This is a genomic window from Angustibacter speluncae, from assembly GCF_054777815.1.
Map to the genome: position 1 here is coordinate 1 of NZ_BAAHAF010000183.1, position 18,989 is coordinate 18,989.

Annotated in this window: 11 protein-coding genes and 1 pseudogene; 11 read left to right on the forward strand and 1 reads right to left on the reverse strand. The window is 76.0% G+C overall.

Annotation, left to right across the window (positions count from 1 at the left end):
• The 5 genes and pseudogenes from ACYVKY_RS20230 to ACYVKY_RS20250 all read left to right on the forward strand — a co-directional run.
• Positions 1–1,083, forward strand: a pseudogene (locus ACYVKY_RS20230) (chromosome segregation protein SMC); the annotation flags it as partial.
• 70 nt (positions 1,084–1,153) lie between these two features.
• Complete coding sequence (locus tag ACYVKY_RS20235) at positions 1,154–1,615, forward strand: hypothetical protein (protein ID WP_460436787.1); 462 nt, start codon at positions 1,154–1,156, stop codon at positions 1,613–1,615.
• Between the two features lie 17 nt (positions 1,616–1,632).
• Positions 1,633–2,844, forward strand: a complete 1,212-nt coding sequence (ftsY, locus tag ACYVKY_RS20240) for a signal recognition particle-docking protein FtsY (protein WP_460436788.1) — start codon at positions 1,633–1,635, stop codon at positions 2,842–2,844.
• Positions 2,845–2,925: 81 nt separating this feature from the next.
• A complete protein-coding gene (locus ACYVKY_RS20245; protein WP_460436789.1) occupies positions 2,926–4,290 on the forward strand; it encodes a sensor histidine kinase in 1,365 nt (454 codons plus the stop codon).
• On the forward strand, positions 4,287–4,949 hold the full coding sequence (locus ACYVKY_RS20250; RefSeq protein WP_460436790.1) for a transcriptional regulator: 663 nt from the start codon (positions 4,287–4,289) through the stop codon (positions 4,947–4,949). The genes ACYVKY_RS20245 and ACYVKY_RS20250 overlap by 4 nt, the downstream gene beginning before the upstream one ends.
• A gap of 59 nt (positions 4,950–5,008) precedes the next feature.
• On the opposite strand, the gene ACYVKY_RS20255 is transcribed toward ACYVKY_RS20250, so the two are convergent.
• Entirely contained in the window at positions 5,009–5,302 is a 294-nt protein-coding gene (locus ACYVKY_RS20255) for an HNH endonuclease (protein ID WP_460436796.1), read from the reverse strand.
• Between the two features lie 254 nt (positions 5,303–5,556).
• On the opposite strand from ACYVKY_RS20255, the gene ACYVKY_RS20260 reads away from it, so the two are divergent.
• The 6 genes from ACYVKY_RS20260 (at position 5,557) to ACYVKY_RS20285 (ending at position 18,802) form a co-directional block, all read left to right on the forward strand.
• The gene (locus ACYVKY_RS20260; RefSeq protein WP_460436791.1) at positions 5,557–6,441 is read left to right on the forward strand and encodes an ABC transporter ATP-binding protein; all 885 of its coding nucleotides are present in this window, start codon (positions 5,557–5,559) and stop codon (positions 6,439–6,441) included.
• Positions 6,438–7,610: an ABC transporter permease gene (locus ACYVKY_RS20265; RefSeq protein WP_460436792.1), complete on the forward strand. Its 1,173-nt coding sequence runs from the start codon at positions 6,438–6,440 to the stop codon at positions 7,608–7,610. The genes ACYVKY_RS20260 and ACYVKY_RS20265 overlap by 4 nt, the downstream gene beginning before the upstream one ends.
• A 201-nt stretch (positions 7,611–7,811) precedes the next feature.
• On the forward strand, positions 7,812–9,164 hold the full coding sequence (locus ACYVKY_RS20270) for an ammonium transporter (RefSeq protein WP_460436793.1): 1,353 nt from the start codon (positions 7,812–7,814) through the stop codon (positions 9,162–9,164).
• Positions 9,161–9,499, forward strand: a complete 339-nt coding sequence (locus ACYVKY_RS20275) for a P-II family nitrogen regulator (RefSeq protein WP_460436794.1) — start codon at positions 9,161–9,163, stop codon at positions 9,497–9,499. Before ACYVKY_RS20270 ends, ACYVKY_RS20275 begins: the two co-directional genes overlap by 4 nt.
• 41 nt (positions 9,500–9,540) lie before the next feature.
• Positions 9,541–11,937, forward strand: coding sequence for a [protein-PII] uridylyltransferase (locus ACYVKY_RS20280; protein ID WP_460436797.1), 2,397 nt, complete (start codon positions 9,541–9,543; stop codon positions 11,935–11,937).
• Between the two features lie 133 nt (positions 11,938–12,070).
• The gene (locus tag ACYVKY_RS20285; RefSeq protein WP_460436795.1) at positions 12,071–18,802 is read left to right on the forward strand and encodes an Ig-like domain-containing protein; all 6,732 of its coding nucleotides are present in this window, start codon (positions 12,071–12,073) and stop codon (positions 18,800–18,802) included.
• Positions 18,803–18,989: the final 187 nt, after the last annotated feature.

Below are 18,989 nucleotides of genomic sequence, written 5' to 3' on the forward strand. Positions count from 1 at the left end.
CGGGCCGCCCGCCGGGCCGAGCAGCGACGCCGCCAGGCCGTGGTCGCCGCCGCCGTCCTCACCGCCGTCGAGCGCACGCTCGCGGTGGTCGACACCACCCTCGTGGCCGCCGCGGCGGCCCGCGACGACGCCGAGCGCGAGCGGGCCGAGCGCGAGACCGCGACCGCCGGGCACCGTTCCCGGCTCGACGAGCTCGGCACCGAGCTCGCCCGCCTCACCGACTCCGTGCACCGCGACGAGGTGGCACGCGCCCAGCAGCGGCTGCGGATCGAGCAGCTGCAGACCCGGGCCGTCGAGGAGCTGGGCAGCGACCCCGACGCCCTCGTCGACGAGTACGGCCCGCACCTGCTGGTGCCGCCGTCGCCGCCCGCACCCGGCGACCCCGAGCCCGAGACCCCGCCCGAGCCCGTGCCGTTCGTCCGCGACGAGCAGCAGAAGCGGCTGCGCCGCGCCGAGCGGGCGCTGTCGGCGCTGGGACGGGTGAACCCGCTGGCGCTGGAGGAGTACGCCGCGCTCGAGGAGCGCGGGCGGTTCCTCACCGAGCAGCTGCGCGACCTGGAGCGGTCGCGCAAGGACCTGCTCGACATCGTCGCCGAGATCGACGAGCGCGTGCAGCAGGTGTTCGCCGAGGCCTACGCCGACACCGCGCGCGAGTTCGAGGGCGTCTTCGGCCGGCTGTTCCCCGGCGGCGAGGGCCGGCTCGTGCTCACCGACCCCGACGACATGCTCACCACCGGCATCGAGGTCGAGGCGCGTCCGGCGGGCAAGAAGGTGAAGCGGCTCTCGCTGCTGTCCGGCGGCGAGCGGTCGCTGACCGCCGTCGCGCTGCTGGTGGCGATCTTCAAGGCCCGGCCGAGCCCGTTCTACGTCATGGACGAGGTCGAGGCCGCCCTCGACGACGTCAACCTCGGCCGCCTGATCGGCATCTTCTCCGAGCTGCGCGAGGCGTCCCAGCTGATCGTCATCACGCACCAGAAGCGGACGATGGAGATCGCCGACGCGCTCTACGGCGTGACGATGCGCGGCGACGGCGTCACCACCGTCATCAGCCAGCGGATCGAGCAGCAGGCCGACTCCGCCTGACCGCCCGGCGGGTCGGCGCCGCGGCGCGCCCGGTTTGGCGGGCCGCGCCGGGGTGGGGCACGGTAGACGCGTGACTGCCCTCGTGGTGTGGATGCTCGTCGTCGTCGTGGCCGGACTGGCGGTCCTCGGGGCCGTCGCCCTCCCCAAGCTGCGCGAGGGCCGTCCGCTGCTCACCCAGGACGGCCGCGCCCGCGTCGAGCGGGCACGCCGCGCGGCCGGCGAGCGGGCGCGCGACGCGCGCCGCCGGGCGTCCGACCTGGCCGGCCAGGCCGCCGAGCGCACCCGCAGCAGCCGCACGACCGAGGAGCCCGCGGTCGAGGTCCGCGAGCGGGTCGAGCCGCGGGAGGAGCCGGTGCGCGAGGAGCCCGTGCCCGAGCCCGTGCGGGCCCGCGCTGCCGCCCGCGAGGACGTCGTCGACCTGCGCACCGTGGAGTCGACCGCGACCAGGAGCCCCGGGCCGCTCGACGGCCCCACCCGTCCGCTGGCCTGGGAGCAGGAGCAGGCACCCGGCCCGCGGCACGCGCGCCACTGACGGGATACTCGCTTCCCGTGGAGAACCTCGAGCTCGTCATCGGGCTGGCCGTCGGCCTGCTCGTCCTGATCGGCGGCGGCGCCCTCGCGCTGCTGCGCCGGCCCGGCCGCGGCAGCCGCTCGGAGGCGCCGCCCGCGCCGCGTCCCGGCGTCGACTACGCGCCCGGTGTCGGTGACGACGCCGAGACCCCGCGCGACAGCGCCACCCGCACGATCGAGGACGTCCGCGGCCTCGACAGCGTCGGCGTCGACGAGCCGGTCGAGGTCGAGCCCGTCCCGACGGTCGAGCGTCCGGACCCGGTCGCCGGACGCCTCGCCCGGCTGCGCGCCCGCCTGGCGCGCTCGAACTCCGCCCTGGGGCAGGGGCTGCTCGCGCTGCTGAGCCGCGACACCGTCGACGAGGCCACCTGGGACGAGGTCGAGGAGACCCTCCTGCTCGCCGACCTCGGCACCGGCCCCACCACCGAGCTGGTCGACCGGCTGCGCGAGCGGGTCAAGGTCGAGGGCAGCCGCGACCCCGAGCGGGTCCGCACGATGCTCCGCGAGGAGCTCGTCGCGCTGGTCGACCCCACCATGGACCGCTCGCTGCGGGTCGAGCGCACCGACGCCCGTCCGGCCGTGGTGATGGTGGTCGGCGTGAACGGCACCGGCAAGACCACCACCGTCGGCAAGCTCGCCCGCGTCCTGGTCGCCCAGGACAAGGACGTCGTGCTCGGCGCGGCCGACACCTTCCGCGCGGCGGCCGCCGAGCAGCTGGCCACCTGGGGCGAGCGCGTCGGGGTGCCGACGATCCGCTCCGACCGCGACGGCGCCGACCCGGCGTCGGTCGCCTTCGAGGCGGTCAAGGCCGGCACCGAGCTCGAGGCCGACGTCGTGGTCGTCGACACCGCCGGCCGGCTGCAGAACAAGGCCGGGCTGATGGACGAGCTCGGCAAGGTCAAGCGCGTCGCCGAGAAGGCGATGGGCGAGGGCCAGAAGGTCGACGAGGTGCTGCTCGTGCTCGACGCCACCACCGGCCAGAACGGGCTGCGGCAGGCGCAGGTGTTCGCCGAGGTCGTCGACGTCACCGGCATCGTGCTCACCAAGCTCGACGGCACCGCCAAGGGCGGGATCGTGGTCGCCGTGCAGCGCGAGCTCGGCGTCCCGGTGAAGCTGGTCGGCCTCGGTGAGGGTGCCGACGACCTCGCCCCGTTCGAGCCCGAGGCGTTCGTCGACGCGCTGCTCTCCTGAGCCCGTCCGACCTCGGTCGCACGGCCGGCGTCCGCCCTGCGGCTGACGCGCCGCCGAGGGGGGCGCCCTAGGCTCGACGCCGTGAGCGCGCCCCTCGCCGTGCCCGGCCCGGACTGGAGCCGTCCGCGACCGTCCCCGGCCGCGCTGCGGCGCGACCTGCTGGTCGGCGCCGGGCTCGTCGTGCTGGCGCTGGTGATCTGGGAGATCGGGCGCAGCTCCTACCTGCTGGACGACGCGACGACGCCCGAGTGGGAGCAGCTGGCCTGGTCGCTCGCCGCCGCCGCACCGCTCGCCGTCCGGCGCCGCTGGCCCGTCGCCGTGATGCTCGTGTCGGCCGGCGTGTTCTTCGTGATGGGGCTGCGCGACCCGCTGCTCGGCGTCCAGTTCACCGTGCAGGTCTTCTTCTTCGTCGCGCTCTACACGGCGGCCGCGTGGGGACCGAACCGCCGCCTCGTGCAGGGGGCGATGGCGGTGGTCGTCCTGGGGATGTTCGTCTGGGTCGGCGTGATCATGGCGTCGGCGAGCATCGTCGACGACATCCCCGAGCTGTCGATGGAGCGACGCGGGCTGCTCACCCCGCTGGTGGCGTTCGTCGTCTACCAGTTCGGCATCAACGCGGCGTACTTCTTCGGCGCGTGGGGGGTGGGGCAGCTGGCGTGGCGCAGCGCCCGCCAGCGCGAGCAGCTGCGCCGGCAGGCGATCGAGCTCGAGGCGCGGCATGCGTCCGAGGCCCGCAGGGCGGTGCTGGCCGAGCGGCTGCGGATCGCGCGCGAGCTGCACGACGTGGCCGCGCACCACGTCTCGGTGATCGGCGTGCAGGCCGCGGCGGCCCGCAGGGTGCTGGGCGTCGACGGCCAGGCAGCGGGACGCGCGCTCGGCGCCGTGGAGCAGTCGAGCCGCGCGGCCGTCGGCGAGATGCGCCAGCTGCTCGGGGTGCTGCGGTCCGACCAGGGTCTCGACGGGGACGAGGGGTCCGCCGACGACCGGTCGCCGCAGCCGTCCGTCACCGACCTCGACCTGCTCGTGACCGACTGCGCCCAGGGCGGTCTCGACGTCACGGTCGAGCGGGTGGGTGAGGAGCGTGCGCTGCCGAGCACGGTCTCGCTGTCGCTCTACCGCACCGTGCAGGAGGCGCTGTCGAACGTGCGACGCCACTCGACGGCGCGGTCGGCGCGGGTCACGGTGCGGCACAGCGACTCCCAGGCACTGTCGGCGTGGGTCGAGGTCGAGGTGCTCGACGAGGGGCGTCTGCGCGCCGGCGACACGACCGGGAGCGGGCTCGGGCACGTCGGCATGCGCGAGCGGGCCGAGCTGCACGGGGGGCAGGTCGAGATCGGTCCGCGTCCGAGCGGCGGCTTCCGCGTCCGGGCGCGGTACCCGGTGGGTGAGGCCCTGACCGAGGCGCCGCGCGTCGACGTCGCCGAGCCGGGCGCGGTGGCGCGGTGAGCGCGCCGCTGCGGGTGCTGCTCGTCGACGACCAGGCCCTCGTGCGCTCGGGGTTCTCGATGATCCTGTCGGTCGAGCCCGACCTCGAGGTCGTCGGCGAGGCGGCGGACGGCGAGCAGGCGGTCGCCGCGGCCGCCGAGCTGCGTCCCGACGTGGTGCTCATGGACGTGCAGATGCCGGTGCTGGACGGCGTCCGCGCCACCGAGCGCATCGTCGCGGCCGGGCACGGGCGGGTCGTGGTGCTCACCACGTTCGACCGCGACGACTACCTGTTCGACGCCCTGCGTGCGGGCGCCAGCGGGTTCCTGCTGAAGAACGCCGATCCCGACGACCTGGTCGACGCCGTCCGCAAGGTCGCCGAGGGCCACGCCCTGCTCGCGCCCGAGGTGACGACGCGGGTGATCTCGCGCTTCGCCGGACGCGGCACGTCGGTGGCGTACCGGCCCGACCTGCTCCAGGGCCTCACCGAGCGCGAGCGGGAGGTGCTCGGGCTCGTGGCGTCAGGGTTGTCGAACGGCGAGATCGCCGAGCGGCTCGTGCTCGGCGAGGCGACCGTCAAGACCCACGTGTCGCGGGTGCTGATGAAGCTCGACCTGCGCGACCGCGTCCAGGCCGTCGTGTTCGCCTACGAGTCCGGGCTGGTCTCGCCCGGAGCCTGAGCCGCCGCCAGGTGCGCAGCAGCTGCCCCTTCGCGAGGGGCCGAAGGGGCACCTTCTGCTCAGGGGCCGTCGGCCAGCGCCGCGGTGATGGCGGCGTGGCGCTCGAGGAAGGCGCGCTCGTCGAGCCGCTTGCGCCGGATCCAGGTGCTGACCTCGAGGTTGCACTTGCTGGCGTTGCACGAGTCGCAGGCCGGGACGACGTTCGTCACCGTGTACCGGCCACCGCGCGAGATGGCCAGGACGCAGTCGCGCTGCAGCCGGCGGTCGCTCGCCCGGCAGTAGGCGCAGCCACCCCAGGCGGCGACCAGCGCGGCCCACTGGGCGTCGGTGAGGTCGTGCTCGACGCGGTCCATCCGGGTCTTGCGCCGCCGCGCGTACCGCGCCCGTCGCGTCCCGGTGGCTGCCACGGGCGCCAGGCTAGGCACGGAGTCGGCACGAGCCGCACGGGACGCGCCGAAGGACCGGGCGGCAGACCCCCTCCCGGGGGTCCGGCGCCGTGGCCTTCCGTCAGCGGGTCCGGTCCGGCACCCGTCCGCCCTCAGGGTGAGGAACGGGATCAACCGGCGGCCGGACGCGTCGGGGCCGCCGGTCCGCCTAGCGTCGTGGCATGACCCTGGACGTGAGCGAGGTGACCCGGCGCTTCGGCGACCGCACGGTGCTCGAGGACGTGAGCATGCAGGTCGGCGCGGGCCGGCTGGTGGGCTTCGTCGGAGCGAACGGCGCCGGCAAGACGACGACGATGCGGATCGTGATGGGCGTGCTGGAGGCGACCTCGGGGGAGGTGCGCTGGCAGGGCCGGCCGATCACGCGGGAGGACCGGTCGCAGTTCGGGTACATGCCCGAGGAGCGCGGCCTGTACCCCAAGCAGCCGGTGGGCGACCAGCTGCAGTTCTTCGCTCGGCTGCACGGCTACGACCGCGACGAGGCCCGCACCCGCGCCGACGACCTGCTCGAGCGGCTCGGCCTGACCGAGCGGGCGGGCGACCGGCTCGACACGCTCTCGCTGGGCAACCAGCAGCGGGTGCAGATCGCCGCGGCGCTGGTGCACGAGCCGGTGGCGCTCGTCCTCGACGAGCCGTTCTCGGGGCTCGACCCGATCGCCGTCGACACGATGGTCGAGGTGCTGCGCGACCAGGCGGCGCGCGGCGTGCCGGTGCTGCTGTCCAGCCACCAGCTCGATCTGGTCGAGCGGGTGTGCGACGACCTGGTGATCCTCGCCGACGGGCGCCTGGTGGCGTCCGGCTCGGTCGAGGAGCTGCGCGGGCGGGCGGGGGCGCTGCACCGGCTCGTCCTCGACGCCGACGCCGGCTGGGTGCGCGACGTGCCCGGCCTCGCGGTGAAGGACGTGGACGGACCGGTCGCGACCCTCGAGGTGCTCGACCGCGGCGCCGAGCGCGCGCTGCTGTCGCGCGCCCTCGAGCGCGGTGAGGTCAGGGAGTTCAGCCGCCAGGTGCCCCGCCTGGCCGAGGTGTTCAAGGAGGCCGTGCGATGACCGGGACCCGTCCCGTCGACTGGCGCGTGATCGCCCAGCGCGAGATCGCGGTGAAGCTGACCGACAAGGTGTTCCTCGGGTCGACGGCGTTCATGCTCGTCGCGACCGTGCTCGCGATCGGGCTGTCGACGTTCTTCAGCAGCCGCGTCGAGCGTCCCGAGGTGGCGGTCGTCGGGGCCGAGGGCGTCGCCCTGGTCGAGGCCGCCGACGCGCTGGCCCAGGACTCGGACCGCAACCTGGCGCCGCGCGCCGTCGAGGTCGACGACGTCGCCGCCGCGGAGGCGGCGGTCTCCGACGGCGAGGCGGCGGCCGCGCTGCTGCCGGCCGCGGACGGCTGGGAGGTCGTCTTCACCCAGGACGCCGACGGCACCCTGCAGCGCTACCTGGGCGAGGCCGTCGCCGCGTCGGCGCTCGAGCGCAACGCGGGCGAGGCGGGGGTGACGCTGGACGAGCTGCAGGCCGGCAGCGCGCTCGAGGTGCGGCTGCTCGAACCCGACGCGCTGCCCGAGCAGCTGCGCTACATCGCGGGTTTCGCGTTCGCCTTCCTGTTCTACGTCACCGCGCTGACCTTCGGCATGGCGATCGCGCAGTCGGTCGTCGAGGAGAAGCAGAGCCGCGTCGTCGAGATCCTGGCGGCGGCGATCCCGGTGCGACAGCTGCTGGTGGGCAAGGTCGTCGGCAACGCGCTGCTCGCGATCGGCCAGGTGCTGCTGCTCGTCGGGGTCGGCCTCATCGGCCTCGCCGTCACCGGCCAGGCGGAGGCGCTGACGCCGGTGCTGTCGGCCGGCGGCTGGTTCGTCGTGTTCTTCCTGCTCGGCTTCGCCGCCATCGCCTGCGTCTGGGCGGTCGCGGGCTCGGTCGCGACCCGCTCGGAGGACCTGCAGGCGACGACCACGCCGGTGACGGTCGTGGTGATGGCGGCCCTGTTCGGCGGCCTGTTCGCGACCGGCAAGGCGCTGACGGTGCTGTCGTTCGTGCCGCTCGTCAGCTCGGTCGCGATGCCGATCCGGATGCTCGAGGGCGGGGTGCCGCTGTGGCAGCCGATCGCGTCCGGCGTCGTCGTGCTGGTCAGCGCGGTCGCGCTCGTCACCGTGGGCGCCCGGCTCTACGAGGGCTCGCTGCTGCAGACCCAGCGCCGCACCACGCTCAAGGAGGCGTTCTCGCGCTGACACCACCCCGTGCGTGCCGACGGCCCGCGTCACGAGGAGTTCACCCTCGGGCGCGGGCCGTCACACGCCGGTAACACGGCGCGGTCCCCGTCGAAACACCCCGCCGTCACGGTTGTGCCCGTCCGGACGACCCGGGCTGCCCCCACCCCCGGCAGCGCGCGACGTCCACCGCACACCGATTCGACGAAGCAGGAGGTTGCCGTGGTCAACACCGGCGACACCGCCTGGATCCTCACCAGCGCCGCCCTCGTGCTGCTGATGACCCCGGGCCTCGCGCTCTTCTACGGCGGCATGGTCCGCGCGAAGAGCGTCCTCAACATGATGATGATGAGCTTCGGCGCGCTGGCCCTGATCAGCGTGCTGTGGGTCCTCTACGGCTACTCGATGGCGTTCGGGAACGACGTCGGGTTCGGCCTGCTGGGCGACCCGACCGAGTACCTCGGCCTCGCCGGCCTGATGGAGGACACGACGTCCGAGGCGGGCGGCCTGCCCGCGATGGCGTTCGTCGGCTTCCAGGCCGTCTTCGCGATCATCACCGTCGCCCTGATCTCCGGCGCGATCGCCGACCGCGCGAAGTTCGGCGCCTGGATGGTCTTCGCCGGCGTCTGGGCGACGATCGTCTACTTCCCGGTCGCGCACTGGGTCTTCGACTTCACCCTCACCGACGACGACGGCACCGTCACCCACGTCGGCGGCTGGATCGCCAACAACCTCGCGGCGCTCGACTTCGCCGGCGGCACGGCCGTCCACATCAACGCCGGCGCAGCGGGTCTCGCGCTGGCGCTGGTGCTCGGCAAGCGCAAGGGCTTCGGCAAGGACCTGTTCCGCCCGCACAACCTGCCGCTCGTGATGATCGGCGCGGGCCTGCTGTGGTTCGGCTGGTTCGGGTTCAACGCCGGCTCGGCCGTCGCGGCCAACAACACCGCCGCCGTCGCCTGGGTGAACACCCTGGTCGCCACCGGCGCGGCGACGCTGGCCTGGCTGCTCGTCGAGAAGATCCGCGACGGGCACTCGACCTCGCTGGGCGGCGCGTCCGGCGTCGTGGCCGGCCTGGTCGCGATCACGCCCGCCTGCGGCTCGGTCTCGCCGCTCGGCTCGATCGCGATCGGCGCCATCGCCGGTGCGCTGTGCGCCCTGGCGGTCGGCCTGAAGTACCGCTTCGGCTACGACGACTCGCTGGACGTCGTCGGCGTCCACCTGGTCGGTGGCCTCGTCGGCACCATCCTGATCGGCCTGTTCGCCGACCCGGCGTCGCCGGCCGGTGTCGCGGGCCTGTTCTACGGTGGCGGCGTCGACCAGCTGTGGCGCCAGGTGGTCGGTGCGCTCGCGGTCCTGGTCTTCTCCTTCGTGCTCACGCTGCTCATCGGCTGGGTCATCCAGAGGACGATGGGCTTCCGGATCCCGGAGGAGGACGAGGTCGCGGGTGTCGACGGGTACGCGCACGCCGAGTCGGGCTACGACTTCGGCTCGCTCGGTGCCGGCGGCTTCCGCCCGGGGACGTCCCGGGCCAGCGAGTCCGGTCTGACCAAGACCACCGAGGAGGTCTCGGCATGAAGCTCGTCACCGCGGTGATCAAGCCGCACAAGCTCGACGACGTGAAGTCGGCGCTGGAGGCCTTCGGCATCCAGGGCATGACGGTCAGCGAAGCGAATGGCTACGGCCGCCAGCGCGGCCACACCGAGGTCTACCGGGGCGCGGAGTACACCGTCGACCTGGTGCCCAAGGTGCGGCTCGAGATCGTCGTCGACGACCCGGACGTGTCCGACGTGGTCGAGGTGGTCGTCAAGGCCGCCCAGACCGGTCGCATCGGCGACGGCAAGGTCTGGGTCGTCCCCGTCGAGGACGTCGCCCGGGTGCGGACGGGGGAGCGCGGGCTCGACGCGCTCTGACCGCCCGACCCAGCCACCACGAGAGAGCTCGGGTGATCTCGATGGTCCACGGCACCGGCGCTCGCGCCGCAGGTCCCCACCCGGACCTGCGGCGCGAGCGCCTGCTGCAGGCGGTGCGCTCGACGCTCGCCGACCCCGCTGCCGGCACGGCCCGCCGCGAGGCGCTCGCGGCCACCGTCGACGGCTGGCTCCAGGACGTGTGGACGGCCGCGCGGCCGCCCTCGTCCGGCGTGGCCCTCGTCGCCGTCGGCTCGCACGCCCGCCGTGACGCGGGCCCGGCGAGCGACCTCGACCTGGTGCTCCTGCACGACGGTCGCTCACTGGCCGACGACGCCGTCTCCGCCCTGGCGGAACGGGTCTGGTACCCCATCTGGGACGCGTCGCTGCGACTCGACCACTCCGTGCGGTCGGTCGACGCGTGCCGCGACATCAGCCGCACCGACCTGGCCGCAGCGCTCGGCCTGCTCGACCTGCGGGTCGTGGCCGGCGACGCCGCCCTCGGTCTGCGCGCCCGCGAGGTGCTGCGCGAGCAGTGGCGTTCCGGGGCACGCGGCCGCCTCGACGAGGTGACCGACTCGCTGGCCGAGCGCAGCCGCCGGCACGGCGACCTCGCCTACCTGCTCGAGGGCGACCTCAAGGAGGCCCGCGGCGGCCTGCGTGACGTCGTCGTCCTGCACGCCGTCGTGGCCAGCTGGCTCGCCGACGCCCCGCACGGCGTCGTCGAGCACGCCGCCGGCCGGCTGCTCGACGTGCGCGACGCCCTGCACGCCGTCACCGGTCGTCCCGGCGAGCGGCTGCTGCTGGCCGAGCAGGACGCCGTGGCCGTCGCACTCGGCCTGCCCGACGCCGACGCGCTGCTCACCGAGGTGGCGACCAGCGCCCGCGCCGTCGCGCACGCCCTCGACCTGACGGTGCGTCGCGCCCGGGGCGCCACCACCCGGCGACGCGGGCTGCGCCGGCAGCGACCTCGGCTGCGTCCGCTCGAGCCCGGGCTGGTCGAGCACGAGGGCGAGGTCGTGCTGTCGTCGGCGGCCGCGCCGGTCAGCGACCCGACGATCGCGGTGCGAGCGGCGTCGGCCGCCGCCGTGCACGGGCTCCCGCTGTCACCGGTGACCGCCGCGCACCTGGCGCAGACCTCGGTGCCGCTGCCGACGCCGTGGCCGCCCGAGGCCACCGAGGCGCTGGTGCGGCTGCTCGGCTCCGGGGAGGCGCTGGTCGGCGTCTGGGAGACCCTCGACCAGGCCGGCCTCGCCACGACGTGGTTCCCCGAGTGGCAGGGGGTGCGGAACCGCCCTCAGCGCAACGCCGTCCACCGGCACACCGTCGACCGCCACCTGGTGCAGACCTGCGTCGAGGCGTCGCGGTTGCTCGACCGCGTCTCGCGTCCCGACCTGCTGCTGGTGGCCGCGCTGCTGCACGACATCGGCAAGCTGCCGGGCGCGATGGACCACAGCAGCGTGGGAGCGCCGGTGGCGCACCGGGTGGCGGTGCGCCTGGGGCTGCCCGCTGCCGACGCGGGCGTGGTCGAGCGGCTCGTCCGCGAGCACCTCACGCTGGTCGAGCTGGCCACCCGGCGCGACCCCGACGACCCCCGCACCGTCGAGGCGCTCGTCGCGGCGGTCGACGGCCGCGAGGACCTGCTCGACCTGCTGCGGGCGCTCACCGAGGCCGACGCCGTCGCCGCCGGCCCGGCGGCCTGGACGCCGTGGCGCCGGCGCCTCGTCGACGACCTGCTCGCCCGCGACCGCTCGAGCCTGCGCGGCGCCGACCCGCAGGGCCCCGGACCGCTGACGCCGGCGGAGTCCGAGCTGGTCGAGCGGGTGCGCGCCGACGGCTCGCCCCGGGTCGAGACCGGCGTGCTCGACGGCGTGCAGACCGTGACGCTGGTGGCACCCGACCGGCCGGGCCTGTTCGCCGACTGCGCCGGGCTGCTGGCCGCGCACGGGCTGGGCGTGCGGTCGGCGCTGGTGCGCACGGTCGACGGTGTCGCGGTCGACACCTGGTCGGTGCACTCGTCCACCTCGGTCGCCGACGCCGGCATCCTGCGCACCGGCCTGATCCGCCTCGCGGACGGTGACCAGAGCGTCCTCGACCGCCTCGCCCGCCGTGAAGCCGCCTGGCGCCCAGGGCGTTCGGCGCTCGACCCCGCCGGGCCACGTGTCGTCGTGCTGGCCGGCGCCTCGGCCGACGCCACGGTGCTCGAGGTGCGCGCGGTCGACCGCCCGGGGCTCCTGCACGCGCTCGGGGCGACGCTGCGCGACCTGCGGGTCGACGTCCGCTCGGCGCACGTGGCCACGCACGGTGGCCGCGCGGTCGACGTGCTCTACCTGACCGAGGCGGACGGGTCCGCCGGCGCCGGTCGGCTCGGCGCCGCCCGCACCGGCGTGGTGGTCGGGGCCCTGATGGCGGCTGCCGCGTGGAGCCCTCACCCTGCGTGATGTCCAGCATGCGGACGGGTGACGCCGGACGCCGGTGGTGGAGCCGGACGGGTGCGCCCCCTAGGTTCGCTGGCACTCGACGGGGGCCGAGACCAAGCCCGCGTGGTTCGCGCATCAGGGCGAGGGGGCCTCGGTGAGTGCTGGACGACTGCTGGTCGCGCCGCTGGTCGGCGCGCTGCTCGCCGCGACCGGGGTCGCGGTCGACGACCGGAGCGCTGCTGCGGCGCCACCGACGGCGCCCTGGTCGGCGCGCGCCACCGGCACGGTCGCCGCCGTCGGCGTGCAGGCCGTCGGCATCGACCTGGCCGACGTCGGGCTCGCGAGCAGCGACGCGCTCACGTCGTCGCAGACGGTGCCGCGGTCGAGGTCGGAGTCGGCGAACCTCCAGGCGGCCGTGCTCGGTCTGCCGATCCTGCGGTCGACGACCGGTCAGGTGGCCCCGCCCGACCCGGGCGACGCGCAGACCGGCTCGCTGCTCGCCGTCAACGCCCTCGGCATCGGGCTCGGCGCGCTCACCACCCGCAACGAGGCGAACTGGTCGGGGGACGGCGCCTGCGTCACGAGCGGGCCCATCACGGACACCCTCACGCAGACAGCGGGTGTCGGCGTCGCGCCGCTGGGCATCAACCTGCTCTCGACGGGCGTCTCGGCGACGCGCGGCACCACCAGCCTGGTGCCGACGGCGGCCGGCTCGCTCAACCACGCCGTGCGCTCGCAGGCGACCGGCACGCTCACCGGCGTCAGCGTGCTGGGGGGTGCGGTGCAGGTGGGCGTCGCCGGCACCGCGACGCTGAGCTCGACGGCCACCGGCGCCGCCGGGGGCGCCTCGGTCTCGTACCAGGCGCCGCTCATCACGGTGGGTTCCGCACAGGGGACGGTCTCGCTCGTCCCCGGCCAGTCGACGAGCGTCGACCTGGGTGCCGTGGGGGCCGTCACCGTCACGGCCGGCCTGGTGTCCCGCACCGAGGCCGCCGACGGCCGTTCCGCCACCGGGTCGGTCACCGTGCTGACGATCGCCGTGCGCGCCGGGCCCGCGATCGCACCGCTCGCCCGCGCCACGGTCGGGTTGCTGCCGCTGCAGACCCAGGCGACCGCGCCCGCAGGTGGGATCGACTGCCCGCCACCGCCTCCGGTCATCGCCACGCCGTCCGAGGGTGCGCTGGTGAGCACGGCGACGCCCGCCGTCACCGGGACGGGCGTCCCGGGCGCGCTCGTCGACCTCGTGCTCGACGGTGCGACCGTCGCCACCGGGGTACCGGTGGCCGCGAACGGCACGTGGTCGTGGACGCCTGCCGCACCGCTCGCGCAGGGCCCGCACACGGTGACCGCGAGGCAGAGCGTCGCCGGCGTCGCGTCGGTGCTCTCGCCACCACGCACCTTCACCGTCGACAGCCTCGCTCCCGCAGCGCCTGTCGTGCTGCTGCCCGCCAACGGGTCGAGCACGGCCGACCGCACCCCGACCGTGTCGGGCACCGCCGAGCCGGGGAGCACCGTCACCGTCGTGGTCGACGGCACCCCGGTCGGGACCACGACGGCGAGCGGCACCGGCACCTGGTCGCTGGACGCGCCCGCCGAGCTCGCCGACGGTCCGCACACCGCGCAGGCGACGGCGACCGACGCGGCGGGCAACGTCTCGGGGCCGTCGAACACCAACGCGTTCACGGTCGACGCCACCGCGCCCGAGGCCCCGGTCGTGGTCGCGCCGGCAGACGGCTCGAGCACCGCGGACGCCACACCGACCTACTCCGGGACGGCCGAGGCCGGCTCGACCGTGACCGTCGTCGTGGACGGCGCACCGGTCGGGACGGCCCCGGTCGGCGCCGAGGGCACCTGGACGCTCACTCCCGCAACGCCTCTCGCGTCCGGCCCGCACACGGTGCAGGCGACCGCCACGGACGCCCTGGGCAACGTGTCCGCACCGTCGGCTCCGAACGCCTTCGTGGTCGACACCGCGCCGCCGCCCGCACCCGTCGTGCTGACGCCGCCGGACGGCTCCGTCACCACCGACACCACCCCGACCGTCACCGGCACCGCCGAGCCGCTCAGCACGGTCACGGTGCTGGTCGACGACGTCGCGATCGGGACGACGCAGGCCGACGGGTCCGGCGACTGGTCGCTCGTCGTCCCCGCGCCGCTCGCGGACGGCGACCACACCGCCCGCGCCACCGCGACCGACGCCGCCGGCAACGTGTCGCCGTCGTCGGCAGCCGTCGTCTTCACCGTGGACACGACCGCGACCGGTGCGCCGGTGGTCGTCACGCCGGCCAACGGGTCGGTGACCGACGACACCACCCCGACGTACTCGGGCACGGGCGAGGTGGGCAGCACGGTCACGGTCGTGGTCGACGGCGCAGCCGTCGGCACCGCGCCGGTGGCAGCGGGCGGCACCTGGACCCTCACGCCGGCCACGCCGCTCGCCGAGGGCCTCCACGCCGTCTGGGCGACCGCCACCGACGGGGCGGGCAACGTCTCGCCCGTCTCGAACACCAACGCCTTCACCGTCGACACGGTCGCGCCGGCCGCCCCGGTCGTCGTCACGCCGGCGGACGGCTCGGTCACCTCCGACACCACCCCGCAGCTCGCCGGGACGGCGGAGCCGGGCTCGCAGGTCACCGTCGTCGTCGACGGCGTCGCGGTCGGCGTCGTGCCCGCCGACGGGTCCGGCGCGTGGACCCTGACGTCCGGTGAGCTGGCGGGCGGTCCGCACACCGTGCAGGCGACCTCGGCCGACGCGGCCGGGAACGTCTCACCGGTCTCGAACACCAACGGCTTCGTCGTCGACGCCGATCCGCCGCCCGCGCCGGCCGTGACGGCACCGGCGGACGGCACCACCACCGCGGACAGCACGCCGACCGTGACGGGGACCGCCGAGCCGGGCACCACCGTCACGGTGACGGTCGACGGTGCGGTCGTCGGCACCGCACCCGTCGACGGCTCGGGTGCGTGGACGCTGACCGTCGCCGTGCCGCTCGCCGACGGTCCGCACACCGTGCAGGCGACTGCGGCCGACGGCGCCGGCAACACCTCGCCGCCGTCCGCCACGAACACCTTCACGGTCGACACCGCCGCTCCCGCAGCGCCTGTCGTCACCGCGCCCGCCGACGCGTCGGTCACGGCCGACAGCACGCCGACGTACACGGGGACGGCGGAACCCGGCTCGAGCGTGACCGTCTCGGTCGACGGCGCCGCCGTCGGCACCGTCACCGCGGACGCGACGACGGGTGCGTGGACGCTGACCCCGGCGGCGCCCCTGGCCGACGGCCCGCACGCGGTCGCGGCGACGGCGGTCGACGCCGCGGGCAGCCCGTCCCCGCCGTCCGCGACGAACACGTTCACGGTCGACACCGCTGCTCCCGCAGCGCCTGTCGTCGTCGCGCCCCCGAACGGCAGCACCACCTCCGACTCCACCCCGACGATCGCCGGCACCGCCGAGCCGGGTGCGACCGTCACCGTGCAGCTCGACGGCGCGACCCTCGGCACGACGACGGCGAGCGGCACCGGGTCGTGGTCCGTCACGCCGGCGGCGCCGCTCGCCGACGGGCCGCACACCGTGTCGGCGACCGCGACCGACGCGGCGGGCACCACCTCGCCCGCCTCGGCGACGACGACCTTCACCGTCGACACCACCGCGCCGGCGCCGCCGGTCGTCGTCGCGCCCGCCGACGGCTCGACCACCACCGACCAGACCCCGACCGTGTCCGGCACGGCCGAACCGGGCAGCACGGTCACCGTGCTCGTCGACCGCGTCGCGGTCGGGACGACCCCGGCCGACGGCACCGGGGCGTGGTCGCTCGTGACGCCGACGCCGCTCACCGAGGGCCCGCACGAGGTGTCGGCGACGGCCACCGACGGCTCGGGCAACACCTCGCCCGAGTCCCCCGCGAGCACGGTGACCGTCGACTCCGGCGCGCCGGCGCCGCCCGTGGTCACGACGCCCGCGGACGGGTCGGCCACCTCCGACACGACACCGGCCTACGCCGGCACCGCCGAGCCCGGGACGAACGTCACCGTGCTCGTCGACGGCGTCGCGGTCGGGACGACCCCGGCCGACGCGGTCACCGGCGCCTGGGGCCTGACCCAGCCGCTGCCGCTCGTCCCGGGCCCGCACACGGTGGCCGCCACGGCGTCGGACGGCGTGGGCAGCACCTCGCCGCCGTCGCCGGCGAACACCTTCGTGGTCACGCCGCCGCCCCCGCCGCCGCCGCCCGTCGTGGTCGCACCGGCGGACGGCTCGGTCACCGGCGACAGCACCCCCGGGGTCACCGGCACCTCGCAGCCGGGCACGACGGTGACGGTGAGCATCGACGGCACCCCCGTCGGCACCGCCGCGGCGGACGGGCTCGGTGCCTGGACGCTCGAGACCACCACGCCGCTCGCGGACGGCCCGCGCACCGTCACGGCGGTCGCGTCGCAGCCGACGGGCACGCCCTCGCTGCCGTCCGCGCCGTCGACCTTCACCGTCGACACCACCCCGCCGGCACCGCCGGCCGTGACGGCACCCGGGTCCGTCGTCCCCACCGCGACACCGGTGGTGGGCGGGACGGCCGAGCCGGGCAGCACCGTCGCCGTCGTCGTCGACGGCGCCCCGGTCGGGGCGACGACGGCCGACGGCTCGGGCAGCTGGACGCTGCCGCTGACGACGCCCCTGGCCGACGGCCCGCACACCGTCGCGGCCACGGCGACGGACGTCGCAGGCAACGCCTCGACCGCGTCGTCCACGATCGACTTCACGGTCGACACCGTGGGACCGCCTGCGCCCGTGGTGGTCTCACCGGCCGTCGGCCAGGTCACCGGCGACAGCACGCCGACCGTCACCGGGACCGCCGAGGCCGGGACCACCGTGACCGTCGTCGTCGACGGCGTCGCCGTGGGCACCACGACGGCCGGTGGCACCGGCACGTGGTCCCTCGACGTGCCGACCCCGCTCGCGGACGGCGCGCACGCCGTCCGGGCGACCGCGACGGACGCGGCGGGCAACGTCTCGCCCGCGTCGAGCACGAACGTGTTCACGGTCGACACCGGGATCCCCGCCGCGCCCGCCGTCGTCTCGCCCGCCGACGGCTCGGTCACCGGCGACAGCACGCCGACCGTCGCCGGGACGGCGGAGCCGACCAGCACGGTGACCGTGCTCGTCGACGGCGCACCGGTGGGCACCACCAACGCGGACGGCACCGGCGCCTGGTCGCTGGAGGTGCCCACCGCGCTGGCGGACGGGCCCCACACGGTGGCGGCCACCGCGACCGACGCGGCCGGCAACGCCTCGCCGGCGTCCGCCACCAACGGGTTCACCGTCGACACCGGCGCACCGGTGGTCCCGGTCATCACCTCGCCCGCGGACGGGGCGGCGACGGCCGACACCACGCCGACCGTGCAGGGGACCGCCGAGCCGGGCAGCACCGTCACGGTGCTCGTCGACGGCACGCCGGTCGGCACCACCACCGCGGACGGCACCGGCGCGTGGACGCTGCCGCTGCCCGTCCCGCTCGCCGAGGGCTCGCACGAGCTCACCGCCACCGGCACCGACGCCGCCGGCAACACCTCGCCGCCGTCGGCGGCCGTGACCGTCGTCGTCGACACCACGCCCCCCGCGGCGCCGGTCGTCACCACGCCGGCGGACGGCTCGGTGACCGGCGACAGCACCCCGGACGTCGGCGGCACGGCCGAGCCGGGCGCGACCGTCACCGTCGAGGTCGACGGCGTGCCGGTCGGCACCACGACCGCGGACGGCACCGGTGCCTGGACGCTGCCGCTGCCCACCCCGCTCGCGGACGGCCCGCACGAGGTGGTCGCGACGGCCACCGACGCGGCGGGCAACACCTCGCCCCCGTCGGCGCCGAGCACCGTCACGGTCGACTCCTCGCTGCCCGCGGCGCCGGTCGTGACCACCCCGGCCGACGGCTCCACGACCGACGACGCCACCCCGGCGATCAGCGGGACGGCCGAGCCGGGCGCGACCGTGACCGTCGAGGTCGACGGCACCGTCGTGGGCACCACCACCGCCGACGGCACCGGCGCGTGGACGCTGACCCCGACGGTCCCGCTCGGGCTCGGCGAGCACGAGGTCGTGGCCACCGCCACCGACGCCGCGGGCAACGAGTCCGCGCCGTCCGCGCCGGTGTCGTTCACCGTGGTCGCCGGCGCCGTCCCACCGCCGGTGATCGTCTCGCCCGCCGACGGCTCGGTGATCTCGGACCGCACGCCCGAGGTGTCGGGCACCGGCCTGCCCGGCGCGGTGGTCACCCTGGTCTGGGACGGCCAGGTCTACGGCACGGCGGTGGTCGCGGCCGACGGCACCTGGCGGATCCCCGTCACGGCCGTCCAGGCCGACGGGTGGCACACGCTGCAGGCGTTCCAGACGCTCCCGCTCACCGGGCAGGGCTCGGTGCTGTCCGCCAGGTCGGACGTGCTGGTCGACGCCACCGCACCGGCCGCGCCCACGATCGTCTCGCCCGCCGACGGGTCGAGCACGACCGACCGGACCCCCCAGGTGCGCGGCACCGGCGAGCCGGGCGCCACGGTGACGGTGCGCGTCGACGGCGTCGTCGTCGGCACCGCCGTGGTCGGTGCCGACGGGACCTGGACGCTCGACCTGTCGCGGGCGCTCACCGTGGCCGGCCACGTGCTGTCGGTCGTGCAGACCGACGCCGCCGGGAACGTCTCGCCGGAGGCGGTGGCCGACTTCGCGGTCGTCGCCGCGTCGGGCGGTGGCGGTGGCGGCGGCGGTGGCCGCGACGCCCGGGACCGCTCCGACCTGCCGCGGACGGGGACCGACCCGGTCGACGCGCTGCTCGCCTCGCTGGTGCTCGTGCTCGGCGGCGCGGTGCTGCTGCGGCCGCAGCGGGCCCGGCGCCGCCGCGGCGCGTGACCGACGGCCCCCTGACCTACGACGCGGGACGGCGGGCGGTGGCGACCTCGGGGTCGCCCATCGCCCACCGGACGACGCCCGTGGCGGCGTCGCCCAGCGCCCGCACGACCAGGCGCTCGGTGACCGGGAGCACGGGCAGCCGCAGGTGCCGCCGCGCCCACACCGGCAGCGACGCCACCGCCGCGGC

Coding starts and splice junctions, on each gene's coding strand:
- ACYVKY_RS20255 (WP_460436796.1), bottom strand. CDS start 5,302: ATGGACCGCGTCGAGCACGACCTCACCGACGCCCAGTGGGCCGCGCTG.
- ACYVKY_RS20260 (WP_460436791.1), top strand. CDS start 5,557: ATGACCCTGGACGTGAGCGAGGTGACCCGGCGCTTCGGCGACCGCACG.
- ACYVKY_RS20265 (WP_460436792.1), top strand. CDS start 6,438: ATGACCGGGACCCGTCCCGTCGACTGGCGCGTGATCGCCCAGCGCGAG.
- ACYVKY_RS20275 (WP_460436794.1), top strand. CDS start 9,161: ATGAAGCTCGTCACCGCGGTGATCAAGCCGCACAAGCTCGACGACGTG.
- ACYVKY_RS20280 (WP_460436797.1), top strand. CDS start 9,541: ATGGTCCACGGCACCGGCGCTCGCGCCGCAGGTCCCCACCCGGACCTG.